The following is a 12,029-nucleotide window of genomic DNA, read 5'->3' as shown; positions in this document are numbered from 1 at the left end:
CTCAGGCGACATTGCGCAGCCCCTCGCGGCGGCTCGCCGAGACGTGCAGCGGGAACACCTTGGCTGCGTTCAGCAGCCAGTGCGGGTCGAAGACGTCCTTGACCCGCATCTGCGCCTCGAGATCGGCGTCGGTGAACTGCGCCGTCATCAGGTCGCGCTTCTCGACCCCCACCCCGTGCTCGCCGGTCAGGCAGCCGCCGACCTCGACGCAGAGGCGCAGGATGTCGGCGCCGAGCGCCTCGACCCGTTCCAGATCGCCCGGCCGGTTGGCGTCGAAGATGATCAGCGGGTGCATGTTGCCGTCGCCCGCGTGGAACACATTGGCGACCGGCAGCCCCGCCGCGTCCGACATCTCGGCGATGCGCCGCAGCACCTGCGGCAGCGCGCTGACCGGGATCGTCCCGTCAAGGCACATGTAGTCGCCCATCTGCCCCATCGCGCCGAAGGCCGACTTGCGGCCCAGCCAGATGCGGCGCGATTCCTCCTCGGACCGGCTTTCGCGGAACTCGACCGGGGCGAAGTCGTCGGCGATGGCGCGGATCAGGGAGAGCTGCTCGTTGATCTCCGGGGGCGTGCCCTCGACCTCGACGATCAGCAGCGCCTCGCAGTCGGGATAGCCGGGGGCGGCGAAGTTCTCGGTCGCGACGATACAGGGGCGGTCCATGAACTCGATGGCGACCGGCAGGACGCCGGCGCGGATGATCGCGGCCACGCAGGCGCCGGCGGTCTCACTCGAGTCGAACCCGATCAGCACGGGGCGGGCGCCCGCGGGCTTGGGCAGGATGCGCAGCGTCGCCTCGGTCACGATGCCCAGCTGGCCTTCGGCCCCGCAGACGACGCCCAGCAGGTCCAGTCCCGGCGCCTCGCCCATCGGGCCGCCCAGCTCGACCACAGTGCCGTCCATCAGCACCATGGTGACGCCCAGCAGGTTGTTGGTCGTCACCCCGTATTTCAGGCAATGCGCCCCGCCCGAGTTCATGCCGATGTTGCCGCCGATGGCGCAGGCGAGCTGGCTGGACGGGTCGGGGGCGTAGAAGAACCCGGCCTCGTCCACCGCGCCCGAGATCGAGAGGTTCGTGCGCCCCGCCTGCACCCGGATCTGCCGGTCGCCGTAATCCACCTCGAGCACCGCGTTCATCCGCGCGAGGCCAAGGACCACCGCATCCGCCGTGGGCATCGACCCGCCGGCGAGGCTGGTGCCGGCGCCGCGCGGCACGACCGGCACGCGCTCGGCGTGGCAGACCTGCAGGATGGCGGCGACCTCCTCGGTGGTGGTCGGCAGCGCGACGGCCAGCGGCGGGCAGCGATAGGCCGAGAGCGCGTCGCATTCGTAGGCGCGGGCCTCGACCGGGTCGTCGATCACGTCGCCCGCCCCGATGACGGCGCGCAGCCGCGCGACGATGGCGGCGCGGCGGGACAGGATCGCGGGGTCGGGGACGGGCATCTGCATCGGATCGGCCTTTCTCGCCCTCGGCGGGTCGGGGCCAGACTAGCAGAGCCGAGGCGGCGGGCGACACGCAAATCCGCCGCCCGGCGTTTCCCGCATGGCGAAAGGCCGCGCCCCGTCGGGCGCGGCCCTGCCGCGTATCAAGGGGACGTCATGAGCCCCGGCGCATCTCAGCCGGCCTGCGCGGCCGACAGCATCCGGGCGATCTCGTCCTTCAGATGCGCGCGCTTCTTGCGCAGCGCCTGCTCGGCCTCGTCCGACATCGGGGTCTGGCGGGATTCGGCGCCCGCGACCTCATCGTTGACCGAGTCGTATTCGTCGAGCAGCCGCGCGAAATGCGCGTCCGAGACCTTCAGCGCGTGGATGCGCTCGGCGTCGTTCGGGAACTCTTCGTGAATCGCGTGCGGTGCGGCCATGTCCTCGTCCTTTCCTGGTCGTCCGGTTCGCCCGAGGGGATAGCCGCCGCAGCGGGTGCTGGCAACGGGGCGCGGCCCGGCCTATCGTCGGGCCGATGCCCATGCCGCTGACCCTGCACCTGCCCCTTTCGTTGACCGCCACCGACCTCGTCGCGCTGGCGCTCTTGCTCGTCGCGTGGTTCGGCACCGGGCGGCTGATCGAAAAGCCGCCCACGTCCCGGCCGTCGGTCTCGATGCTGATGCGCCGCTACCGCCGCGACTGGATGGTGCAGTTCGTCCACCGCGAACCGCGGATCTTCGACGGCAACATCCTGTCGAGCCTGCGCGAGGGCACCTCGTTCTACGCCTCGGCCTGCATGATCGCGATCGGCGGCGGGCTGGCGCTGATCGGCAACACCGACCCGCTGGCCGGCATCGCCCGCGATCTCGAGGCGACCGAGGTCCCGTCCCTCGTGTGGAAGGTCAAGATCCTGCTGGTCCTCGGCTTTCTCGCCAACGCCTTCCTCAAGTTCGTCTGGTCGCACCGGCTGTTCGGCTATTGCGCGATCATGATGGCGGCAGTCCCGAACGACCCCCGCGCGGCCGAGGCCGAGACCCGCGCCCGCGCCGCGGCCGAGGTCAACATCCACGCCGCCCGCAACTTCAACATCGGCCTGCGGGCGGTCTATTTCGCGCTTGGCGCGATGTGCTGGATGGCCGGCCCCTGGGCGCTGATGACGGGGACGGCGCTCGTCACCGCGCTGACGCTCCGGCGCGAGTTCGCCTCGGGCTCGCGCCGGGCGATCCTCGCCGATCTCGGCGACCGGCGCTGAGGGCTACGCCTGCCAGCGCGGCTTTCGCTTGGCGAAGAACGCGGCGATCCCCTCGGGGGCCTCGTCATCCTCCCACACGGCCACCAGCGCGTCGATGCTGTCGGCGATCACCTCGGCGTCGATCCGCGGCCCGAGCCTGCGGGCCAGCCGCTTGGCCGCCGCCACTGCCTTGGGCGCGGTTGAGAGATAGGGCACCACCTCGTCCTCGATTGCCGCGTCGAGGTCCTCGGCGTCCACGACGTAGGAGAGCAGGTTCAGCCGCTCCGCCTCGGCCGCATCAAAGAGCCGCGCCGACATGAAGACGCGGCGGGCCCGGTCCTCGCCCATCCGCGCCACGACGTAAGGCCCGATGGTGGCCGGGATCAGCCCCAGCTTCGTCTCGGTCAGCCCGAAGGTCGCACCACGCGCCCCCACGGCCACGTCGCACACCGCCATCATCCCCACGCCGCCGCCGAAGGCGTTGCCCTGCACCCGCCCGATCAGCGGCTTCGGCAGTTCGTTGAGCGCATTCAGCATCCCCGCGAGTGCCGCGGCCCCCGCCCGCCGCGTGGCGGCATCGGCGGTCATCTGCGCCTGCATCCAGCCCAGGTCGCCGCCGGCGCAGAAGCTCTTGCCCTCGGCGGCGAGGATCACCGCCCGCACCGCCGGGTCGGCGCCCAGCTCGCCCGCCGCGGCCGTCAGCTCGTCGATCATCTGCGCCGACAGCGCGTTGTGCTTGTCGGCGCGCGCCAAAAACAGGGTCGCCACGCCGCGGGCGTCGGTCTCGATGCGGATCGTCTCATGGGTCATGCGGGGGCTCCTGAACGCAAGCTGCGGGCGAAGGCGGCGGCGCGGGCCAGCACCGCGGGGTCGAGGCCGGTCTGGTGGCCGGCGGCGGCGAGATGCGCCGCCACTGCCTCGGTCGCCACGTTGCCGGCGGCGCCGGGGGCGTAGGGGCAGCCGCCGAGGCCCCCCACGGCGGCGTCGAAGACCCGCACGCCGCGGGCGATGCTCGCGTCGATGTTGGCGAGCGCCCGGCCGGCGGTGTCGTGGTAATGCCCGGCGAGCTGCCCGGCCGGCACCACGTCCAGCACCGCGGCCAGCATCGCGTCGATGGTCTCGGGGCGGCCTTGGCCGATGGTGTCGCCCAGGCTGATCTCATAGCAGCCCATCTCGAACAGCCTTGCCGCCACACGGGCCACGTTGGCGGGCGGGGTCGGGCCGTCGAAGGGGCAGTCGGTGACGACCGAGACATAGCCGCGCACCGGGATGCCGTCGGCGCGCGCGGCCTCCATCACCGGGGCGAAGCGGGCGAGGCTCTCGTCGATCGTCGCGTTGAGGTTGGCCTTGGAAAACCCCTCAGAGGCCGAGGCGAACACGGCGACCTCGTCGGCCCGCGCCGCCCGCGCCCCCTCGTAGCCCTTGAGGTTCGGGGTCAGCGCCGCGTAGCGCACGCCCGGCGCGCGGGTGATGCCGGCCAGCACCTCGGCCGCGTCGGCCATCTGCGGCACCCATTTCGGGCTGACGAAGCTCGTCACCTCGATCCGCCGGAAGCCCGCCCCGCTCAGCAGATCCACCAGCGCGATCTTGTCGGCGGCGGGGATCAGCCGCTTTTCATTCTGCAGCCCGTCGCGCGGGCCCATCTCGAAGATCTCGATCTCAGCCATTGGGAATCTCGTAGAAGTCACGGTCGAACATCTCGCCCCCCTCACGGTCGAGCGCGCGGGCGCAGGCCGGCCGCGCGCGCATCCGTTCCCACCAGCCGAAGACGGCGGGATAGTCGGCCTTGGGCAGAAAATACCCCAGCGACCGGACGTTGAAGCCGAACATGCAGTCGGCGGCCGAGAATCCCGAATCGAGCAGATGCGCCCGCCCCGTCAGCCGCGCCTCGAGCGCGCGGGCCGTCACCGCCAGCCGCCGGGTTTCCAGCTTAATCGTGGGGATCGAGCGCGCCTCGGCCGGGCGGATGAAGTTGTGCTGGATGTTGAGGTTCTGGAGGCAGATCGCCTGGGTCTCGGCGAAATGCAGCCATTGCAGGAAATCGGCCCGCTCGGGCTCGCCGGGCTTCGGCGCCAGCCGCCCGGCCTGCTCGGTCAGAAGCTGGACGATGGCGCCCGATTCAAACAGCGCCGCCCCGTTGATCTCGAGCGCCGGCACCTTGCCCGCGGGCGAGCGCGCCAGATGCTCGGGCGCCCGCAGGCTGCCGTCGGCAAAGTCATACCGGGTCAGCGCGTAGTCGAGCCCCAGCTCCTCGAGCAGCCACAGAACCCGGAAGCTGCGCGACCCCCGCGCATGATGCAGATGGATCATCGCGCTCCCTTCTTTCTTGCCCAAATATCCCGGGGTCCGGGGCAGCGCCCCGGTCCGGCGCTGCACCAGGCGCGGCGGCGGGTCACGCCGCGGCCTCCTCGTCCGCCAGGCGGATCAGCGGCGCGCCGGCCTCGACCTGGTCGCCCGCCGCCGCCAGCACCTCGGCCACCACCCCGTCGCGGGCGGCGGTCAGCGTGTGCTCCATCTTCATCGCCTCGAGGATGGCCAGCCGGTCGCCCGCCGCCACCGCCTGCCCGGCCGCGACGAACACCGCCTTGACCAGCCCCGGCATGGGCGAGAGCGTCTGCCCGCCCCCCGCCGCCTCGGCCTGCCGGTCGAGCGGGTCCTGTGGCACCAGCGTCAGCGAGCGCCCGCCGAAGACGCTCACCCCCGCCGGATGGGTCACGATGCGCGAGCGGCGCGGCGCGCCGTCCACCCACCAGCGCCCGCCCTCGTGCGCGACCTCATGCACCGCACCGTCCAGCGTCACCCGCGCCGCGCCGGGGCCCAGCACCTCGACAATGCCCTCGCCCCCGTCCCACGTCACCGTGCGGCGCAAGGGGGCCCAGAGCGTCACGCCCCCCCGCACCGCCGGGTCGTGCAGCCCGGCGACGCCGAGCGCGGCCAGCGCGCGTGTCTCGGGCGAGGGCTCGGCCTGGTCGAGCAGCGCGTCGAGATCGCGGGCAATCAGCCCGGTGTCGACCTCGCCCGCGCGGAACCCCTCGTGGCGGGTCAGCGCGATGAGGAAATCGAGGTTCGTCACCGTCCCCGCCACCTCGGTATCGACCAGCGCCTGTTCCAGCGCCCGCAACGCGATGGCGCGCGTCGGCCCGTGTGTCACGATCTTGGCGATCATCGGGTCGTACCAGGGCGAGATCGCGTCCCCCTGCCGCACCCCGGTCTCGTTCCGCGCGCCCTCGGCAAAGCGCAGATGCGCGAGCCGCCCGGTGGCGGGCAGGAACCCTGCCGGCACGTCCTCGGCATAAAGCCGCGCCTCGAAGGCGTGGCCGCGGATCGTCAGGTCCTGCTGGCGGGCGGGCAGCGGCTCACCGCTCGCCACGCGCAACTGCCACTCCACGAGGTCGATGCCCGTGATCGCTTCGGTCACCGGATGCTCGACCTGCAGGCGGGTGTTCATCTCCATGAACCAGAACCCGTCCGGGCGCAGGCCGTGGCTGCCGTCGACGATGAACTCGATGGTGCCCGCGCCCGCGTAGCCGATGGCTTCCGCCGCGCGGACGGCGGCGGCGCCCATCGCGGCGCGGACCTCGGGCGTCATGCCGGGGGCCGGGGCCTCCTCGATCACCTTCTGGTGTCGGCGCTGCAGCGAGCAATCGCGTTCGAAGAGATGCACCGCGCGCTGGCCGTCACCGAACACCTGCACCTCGATGTGGCGGGGGGCGGTGACGTATTTTTCGATCAGCACGGCGGGGTTGCCGAAGGCCGTCTGCGCCTCGCCCTGGGCGCTACCCAGCGCCTCGGCGAAGCCCTGGGGCGCGTCCACCCGGCGCATCCCCTTGCCGCCGCCGCCCGCCACGGCCTTGATCAGCACCGGATAGCCGATCCGGTCCGCCTCGGCGGCCAGATGCGCCGCGTCCTGGTTCTCACCGTGATAGCCGGGGACGACGGGGACGCCCGCCTCTTCCATCAGCGCCTTGGCGGCGTCCTTGAGGCCCATGGCGCGGATCGCCCTGGCCGAGGGGCCGATGAAGACGAGCCCCGCCGCCTCGACCGCATCCACGAACTCGGGGTTCTCGGACAGGAAGCCGTAGCCCGGGTGGATCGCCTCGGCGCCGGTCGCCAGCGCCGCCTCGATGATCGCGTCGCCGCGCAGATAGCTGTCCTTGGGCGCCGGGCCGCCGATGTGGACCGCCTCGTCGGCCAGCGCCACGTGGCGCGCGCCGCGGTCGGCGTCGGAATAGACGGCCACGGTCGCCACCCCCATCCGGCGGCAGCTGTCCATGACGCGGCAGGCGATCTCGCCGCGGTTGGCGATCAGGATCTTGCTGAACATGGCGTTCCTCTCGTGACGGCGCAGGACCCGGGGCGGCGCCCCGGCCCCCGGAGAATGTGGATCGAGACGCAGCCGGCGCGCCTCACGTCGGCGACCCGAGGCTGAGCGTCGTGCCGGTCAGCCCGGCGGGGTCGTCGAACAGCCGCGCGTCGGGCGTCACGATCAGCGTGACCACCCGCCCCGCGGGCAGCGGAAAATCCGGCGCCTCGGGCCGATGCTCGATCATCGCCTCGACCTCGTACTCGGCCCCGCCGGCGTGGAAGCGCTGGCCCGGAAGGGCCGTGCCCTCGGCGTCCGCGACCGCGAGACCGGCGCGCGCGGCGCCCCTGTGAACGACCGGGTAGGCCCCGGCAATCTTGCCCTTGAACATGATCCCTCACATCCTGAAGACGCCGAAGCGCGTGGGTTCGATCGGCGCATTGAGACTGGCCCTGAGCGACAGCGCCAGCACGTCGCGGGTCTTGCGGGGGTCCACCACCCCGTCGTCCCAGAGCCGGGCCGAGGCATAGAGCGGGTGCGACTGGCGGTCGAACATCTCGATCGTCGGGCGCTTGAACTCGGCCTCGTCCTCGGCCGACCACGTCCCGCCCTTGCGCTCGATCCCCTCGCGCCGGACGGTGGCGAGCACGCCCGCCGCCTGCTCGCCGCCCATGACCGAGATGCGGCTGTTGGGCCAGGTCCACAGGAAGCGCGGCGAATAGGCGCGCCCCGCCATGCCGTAGTTGCCGGCCCCGAAGCTGCCGCCGACCAGCATGGTGATCTTGGGCACCGCGGTCGTCGCCACCGCCGTCACCATCTTGGCGCCGTGCCGGGCGATGCCCTCGTTCTCGTATTTGCGCCCGACCATGAAGCCGGTGATGTTCTGCAGGAACACCAGCGGGATACCGCGCTGCGAGCAGAGCTCGATGAAATGCGCGCCCTTGATCGCGGCCTCGGAGAACAGCACCCCGTTGTTGGCCACGATCCCCACCGGGCAGCCCTCGAGATGGGCGAAGCCCGTCACCAGCGTCTCGCCGAAGCGCGGCTTGAACTCGTCGAAGCGCGAGCCGTCGACCACCCGGGCGATGACCTCGCGGATGTCATAGGGCGTCCGCAGGTCGGCGGGCACCACGCCCAGGATCTCGTCGGGGTCGTAGGCGGGCGGCTCGGGCGATTGCCACACCACCGTCTCGGGCAGGCGGCGGTTGAGGTGGCTGACCGCGCGCCGCGCCAGCGCGAGCGCGTGGGTGTCGTCTTCGGCCAGGTAATCCGCGACGCCCGAGAGACGCGTGTGCACGTCGCCGCCGCCGAGGTCTTCTGCGCTGACGACCTCGCCCGTCGCGGCCTTCACCAGCGGCGGCCCGGCCAGGAAGATCGTCCCCTGGTTCCGCACGATGATCGACACGTCGCACATCGCCGGCACATACGCCCCGCCTGCGGTCGAGGAGCCCATGACCACGGCGATCTGCGCGATCCCCTTGGCCGAGAGATTGGCCTGATTGTAGAAGATGCGGCCGAAATGCTCGCGGTCCGGGAACACCTCGTCCTGGTTGGGCAGGTTCGCCCCGCCCGAATCGACGAGGTAGATGCAGGGCAACCGGCACTCGCCCGCGATCTCCTGCGCGCGCAGGTGCTTCTTGACCGTCATCGGGTAGTAGGTGCCGCCCTTCACCGTGGCGTCGTTGGCGACCACCATCACGTCCTGCCCGTGGACCCGCCCCACCCCGGCAATCACCCCCGCGCCGGGCGCGGCCCCATCATACATCCCGTGCGCCGCCGTCGCCCCGATCTCGAGGAACGGCGAGCCGGGGTCGAGCAGGTTCGCCACCCGCTCGCGCGGGGGCATCTTGCCGCGGCTGGTGTGGCGGGCGAGCGCCTCGGCCCCACCCCCACCGGCCGCCGCCTCGGCCGCGGCCCGGATCGTGGCCAGCATCTCGAGGTGGGCGGCGCGGTTGGCGCGGAACGCCTCCGACGACGGCAGGGCAGAGGTCTTGAGTTTCATGCGGCGGACTCCTCGGAAGGCAAACGGACGGGCAAGGGGAACGGCGGGGGCGGGACCGCGCATCTGCCAAGGGCGCGGCGCACTGTCGCAGGGGCCCGGTTCGCGGCCCCGGATTGATCCAGATCATGCAGCAAGGCCGCGGAATCGTTCACGTCCGCAGCATCAGGCACGGGCGACGCCCGGCCCGCCATCCTATCGAACGCCACTTCACTGAACGACGGAGAACGACGATGACCACCCCTCGCGCAACCTTGATCCCCGTGGCCCTGGCGGCCGCGCTGCTGGCCGGGCCTTCGCTGGCGCAGTCGGCGGGCGAATGGACGGTCGGCATCGGCGCGGCCAGCGTGCAGCCCAAGGGCGACAACGGCCGGCTCGCGGGGACCTATGACACCGAGGTCGGCAACGACGTGCGCCCCTCGCTGACGCTGGAATACTTCGTGCGCGACAACGTCGGCGTCGAGCTGCTGGCCGCGACCCCCTTCGAGCACGAGGTCAAGTTCGACGGCGTGGGCAAGGTCGGCACCGTCAAGCACCTGCCGCCGACGCTGAGCCTCAACTATCACTTCGAGACGAACACCCCGTTCAAGCCCTACATCGGCGCCGGTCTGAACTGGACCAGCTTCTGGGGCGAGAAGACCAGCGGCCCGCTGGCCGGGGCCGACCTCGACCTCAAGCACAGCTTCGGCGTCGCGCTGCAGGCCGGGGCGGACTACTGGGTGAACGACAAGTCGGCGATCCGCGGCACGCTGCGCTGGATCGACATCGACAGCGACGTCTATCTGAACGGCGCCAAGGTCGGCACGGTCGAGATCGACCCGCTGGTCGTGCAGGCGGCCTATGTGATGAAATTCTGACCCGCCAGCTTCCCGGCGGTCTCCCGGACGGCGCGCCCCCGTGGCGCGTCGTCTCGTTTGCGGGGGGCGGGCGCCGTTCATGACGCCTCCGCCAGCCGGCGCAACTCGCGCCGCATCACCTTGCCGGTGACGGTCATCGGCAGCGCGTCGAGGAACCGCACCTCGCGCGGATAGGAATGCGCCGCGCAATGGACGCGGGCGTGGTCCTGCAATTCCGCGGCGAGCGCGTCCGACGCCGCCTGCCCGTCGCGCAGCACGACATAGGCCACCACGATCTCGGTTCGCAGCGGATCGGGGCGCCCGATCACCCCCGCGGCGGCGACGGCGGGGTGCTTGAGCAGCACGTCCTCGATCTCGGACGGGCCGATGCGATAGCCGGCCGAGGTGATCACGTCGTCGTCGCGGCCGACGAAGCGCAGATAGCCGTCCTCGATCGCCCCGCGGTCGCCGGTCAGCATCCAGTCGCCGCGGTACTTCTGGGCCGTCGCCGCGGGGTTCTGCCAGTAGCCGAGGAACATCGACGCCGCCCCGCGGCGGATGGCGATGTCGCCCTCGGCGCACGTGGGGGTGCCGCCCGCGTCGATCACCTGCACGTCGAAGCCCGGCACCGGCTTGCCGATGCTCCCCGGCCGGGGCGGAAACAGCGAGGCCGCGGACGAGGCGACCATGTTGCACTCGGTCTGGCCGTAGAACTCGTTGATCGTCAGCCCCAGCGCTTCGCGGCCCCAGTCGAGCATCTCGGCGCCCAGCGTCTCGCCACCCGAGGCGACCGAGCGCAGCCCGCCGATGCGCGCCCCCGCCGCCCGCAGCATCCTGAGCGCGGTCGGCGGCAGGAATGCCGCGGTCACGCCGCAGTCGGCGATCACCCGGGCGGCGGCGTCCGCGTCGAACCGCGGCAGCCGGGCGGCCACGACCGGGATGCCGAGCGCCAGCGCCGGCATCGCCACGTCGAAGAGCCCGCCGATCCAGGCCCAGTCGGCCGGGGTCCACAGCACGTCCGCGCCGGGGCTCAGGCGGTCGTGGCTCATCTCCACCCCCGGCAGATGGCCGACGAGCATCCGGTGACCGTGCAGCGCCCCCTTGGGCGCGCCGGTGGTGCCCGAGGTGTAGATCATCACCGCCGGGTCCTCTGGGCCGGTGTCGGCGGCGGCAAAGGGCCCCGCGTCGGGCAGCGCGTCCTCCTCGGGGACGATCACCCTGAGGCCGAAGGGCGCGAGCATCGCCCGCCCCTCGGGGTCGGAGATCACCGTCTCGATCCCCGCATCGCCCAGCCGCAGCCGCAGCGCCTCATCCCCGAAGAGCTTGAAGAGCGGCACCGAGATCGCGCCGGATTTCCAGATCGCCGCATGGGCGGCCGCGGTCCAGGCCGACTGGGTGCGCAGCACCCCGATCCGCGCCCCCGGCGCCGCGGCGAGCGCGTGCGCCAGCCGGTCGGTCATGTCGCGCAGCGCCGCCCGCGTCGTCACCGCCACCCGCCCCTCGGCCCAGTCCAGCACCGCCGGCGCCTCGGGGTCGGCCGCAGCGGGGGCATCGACCACCTGCGCGCCCATGTTCATCCGCGCCGGCAGGTCCCAGCGGAACGCCGCCCGGGCGGTGTCGTAGTCGCCGTCCGGCAGGGTCGGGCGCAGCATCGTCATGGCCCCGTCACCGCCTGCCCCTGCGGCTCGAGCGAGAGCACCCGCTGCGCCACCCCGCGCATCCGGCATTCAGCCGTGGCGACGGTGGCGGCCTCGGGATCGAAGCCCTGCGCGTACCATGCACATTCCGCCGCCCGCCACGCCGCCCAGGCGTCCTGCGCCCGGGTCAGCGCCGAAAGCCGCGGCCCCGGCGGGGCGGCGGGGGCGGCGGTCGGCACCGTTCCGGCCATCCCGGGCTCGGGCGCGGCGCCCACCGCATCCGCCGCGGCGGCATCGCCCCGCAGGCTCACCAGCGCCGCGTCGAGGCGACCCTGCCACGCCGCCCGCTCCCGGTCATAGCAGGCCGCGACCGTCTCGACCGTGCCGGCCTGATCCCCCAGGCAGCCGCTCGACAGCACCCCGATGCAGGCATGGGCGTCCTCGGCCTCGCTCACGCAGGCCTCCAGCGCCGCCGCATCCTCGGACGACGGGCCCTCGGGTGCCGGCGCCTGCGCCAGCGCCGGGGCGCCGCCCAGCAGCGCCAGCAGGGCGAGACTACCGCCCCGCATCGCACCGGGTCCGCGGCGCACGTGCGTGCCT

At 72.4% G+C, this 12,029-nt stretch carries 12 protein-coding genes; 2 read left to right on the top strand and 10 right to left on the bottom strand.

The features are described from left to right. Position 1: 1 nt before the first annotated feature. Positions 2-1,450: an FAD-linked oxidase C-terminal domain-containing protein gene (locus HGN31_RS00780; protein ID WP_168782030.1), complete on the bottom strand. Its 1,449-nt coding sequence runs from the start codon at positions 1,448-1,450 to the stop codon at positions 2-4. Between the two features lie 167 nt (positions 1,451-1,617). Beyond that, the gene (locus HGN31_RS00775) at positions 1,618-1,863 is read right to left on the bottom strand and encodes an HP1242/YdcH family protein (RefSeq protein WP_036702688.1); all 246 of its coding nucleotides are present in this window, start codon (positions 1,861-1,863) and stop codon (positions 1,618-1,620) included. Positions 1,864-1,964: 101 nt separating this feature from the next. Here HGN31_RS00775 and HGN31_RS00770 point away from each other — a divergent pair, with 101 nt between their 5' ends. Further along, positions 1,965-2,675: a DUF599 domain-containing protein gene (locus HGN31_RS00770; protein ID WP_168782029.1), complete on the top strand. Its 711-nt coding sequence runs from the start codon at positions 1,965-1,967 to the stop codon at positions 2,673-2,675. A gap of 3 nt (positions 2,676-2,678) precedes the next feature. Here the strand turns inward: HGN31_RS00770 and HGN31_RS00765 are convergent, their stop codons facing one another. From HGN31_RS00765 to HGN31_RS00740, 6 genes are all read right to left on the bottom strand, one after another. Then, positions 2,679-3,464, bottom strand: coding sequence for a crotonase/enoyl-CoA hydratase family protein (locus tag HGN31_RS00765; RefSeq protein ID WP_168782028.1), 786 nt, complete (start codon positions 3,462-3,464; stop codon positions 2,679-2,681). Continuing rightward, the gene (locus HGN31_RS00760) at positions 3,461-4,321 is read right to left on the bottom strand and encodes a hydroxymethylglutaryl-CoA lyase (RefSeq protein WP_168782027.1); all 861 of its coding nucleotides are present in this window, start codon (positions 4,319-4,321) and stop codon (positions 3,461-3,463) included. The genes HGN31_RS00765 and HGN31_RS00760 overlap by 4 nt, the downstream gene beginning before the upstream one ends. Further along, on the bottom strand, positions 4,314-4,964 hold the full coding sequence (locus tag HGN31_RS00755) for a glutathione S-transferase family protein (RefSeq protein ID WP_168782026.1): 651 nt from the start codon (positions 4,962-4,964) through the stop codon (positions 4,314-4,316). The genes HGN31_RS00760 and HGN31_RS00755 overlap by 8 nt, the downstream gene beginning before the upstream one ends. Positions 4,965-5,046: 82 nt before the next feature. After that, positions 5,047-6,978, bottom strand: a complete 1,932-nt coding sequence (locus HGN31_RS00750; protein ID WP_168782025.1) for an ATP-binding protein — start codon at positions 6,976-6,978, stop codon at positions 5,047-5,049. A gap of 82 nt (positions 6,979-7,060) precedes the next feature. Further along, complete coding sequence (locus tag HGN31_RS00745) at positions 7,061-7,348, bottom strand: hypothetical protein (protein ID WP_168782024.1); 288 nt, start codon at positions 7,346-7,348, stop codon at positions 7,061-7,063. Between the two features lie 6 nt (positions 7,349-7,354). Then, on the bottom strand, positions 7,355-8,959 hold the full coding sequence (locus tag HGN31_RS00740) for a carboxyl transferase domain-containing protein (RefSeq protein WP_168782023.1): 1,605 nt from the start codon (positions 8,957-8,959) through the stop codon (positions 7,355-7,357). 230 nt (positions 8,960-9,189) lie between these two features. Here HGN31_RS00740 and HGN31_RS00735 point away from each other — a divergent pair, with 230 nt between their 5' ends. Beyond that, entirely contained in the window at positions 9,190-9,813 is a 624-nt protein-coding gene (locus tag HGN31_RS00735; protein WP_168782022.1) for an OmpW/AlkL family protein, read from the top strand. 77 nt (positions 9,814-9,890) lie between these two features. On the opposite strand, the gene HGN31_RS00730 is transcribed toward HGN31_RS00735, so the two are convergent. After that, on the bottom strand, positions 9,891-11,444 hold the full coding sequence (locus tag HGN31_RS00730) for an AMP-binding protein (RefSeq protein ID WP_168783758.1): 1,554 nt from the start codon (positions 11,442-11,444) through the stop codon (positions 9,891-9,893). 2 nt (positions 11,445-11,446) lie between these two features. Beyond that, a complete protein-coding gene (locus HGN31_RS00725) occupies positions 11,447-11,998 on the bottom strand; it encodes a lysozyme inhibitor LprI family protein (RefSeq protein ID WP_168782021.1) in 552 nt (183 codons plus the stop codon). Between the last annotated feature and the right edge of the window lie 31 nt (positions 11,999-12,029).

The sequence above is a fragment of the Paracoccus sanguinis genome (assembly GCF_012689545.1).
GTDB classification, from domain to species: Bacteria; Pseudomonadota; Alphaproteobacteria; order Rhodobacterales; family Rhodobacteraceae; genus Paracoccus; species Paracoccus panacisoli.
The sequence above is the reverse complement of the archived record's forward strand: the minus strand, read 5'-3'. Positions and strand labels throughout refer to the sequence as shown.

Excerpts from the sequence above, each read along its gene's own strand:
- HGN31_RS00770 (WP_168782029.1), top strand. The coding sequence starts at position 1,965 with ATGCCGCTGACCCTGCACCTGCCCCTTTCGTTGACCGCCACCGACCTC.
- HGN31_RS00740 (WP_168782023.1), bottom strand. The coding sequence starts at position 8,959 with ATGAAACTCAAGACCTCTGCCCTGCCGTCGTCGGAGGCGTTCCGCGCC.
- HGN31_RS00730 (WP_168783758.1), bottom strand. The coding sequence starts at position 11,444 with ATGCTGCGCCCGACCCTGCCGGACGGCGACTACGACACCGCCCGGGCG.
- HGN31_RS00775 (WP_036702688.1), bottom strand. The coding sequence starts at position 1,863 with ATGGCCGCACCGCACGCGATTCACGAAGAGTTCCCGAACGACGCCGAG.
- HGN31_RS00745 (WP_168782024.1), bottom strand. The coding sequence starts at position 7,348 with ATGTTCAAGGGCAAGATTGCCGGGGCCTACCCGGTCGTTCACAGGGGC.
- HGN31_RS00760 (WP_168782027.1), bottom strand. The coding sequence starts at position 4,321 with ATGGCTGAGATCGAGATCTTCGAGATGGGCCCGCGCGACGGGCTGCAG.
- HGN31_RS00765 (WP_168782028.1), bottom strand. The coding sequence starts at position 3,464 with ATGACCCATGAGACGATCCGCATCGAGACCGACGCCCGCGGCGTGGCG.
- HGN31_RS00780 (WP_168782030.1), bottom strand. The coding sequence starts at position 1,450 with ATGCAGATGCCCGTCCCCGACCCCGCGATCCTGTCCCGCCGCGCCGCC.
- HGN31_RS00725 (WP_168782021.1), bottom strand. The coding sequence starts at position 11,998 with ATGCGGGGCGGTAGTCTCGCCCTGCTGGCGCTGCTGGGCGGCGCCCCG.
- HGN31_RS00755 (WP_168782026.1), bottom strand. The coding sequence starts at position 4,964 with ATGATCCATCTGCATCATGCGCGGGGGTCGCGCAGCTTCCGGGTTCTG.
- HGN31_RS00750 (WP_168782025.1), bottom strand. The coding sequence starts at position 6,978 with ATGTTCAGCAAGATCCTGATCGCCAACCGCGGCGAGATCGCCTGCCGC.
- HGN31_RS00735 (WP_168782022.1), top strand. The coding sequence starts at position 9,190 with ATGACCACCCCTCGCGCAACCTTGATCCCCGTGGCCCTGGCGGCCGCG.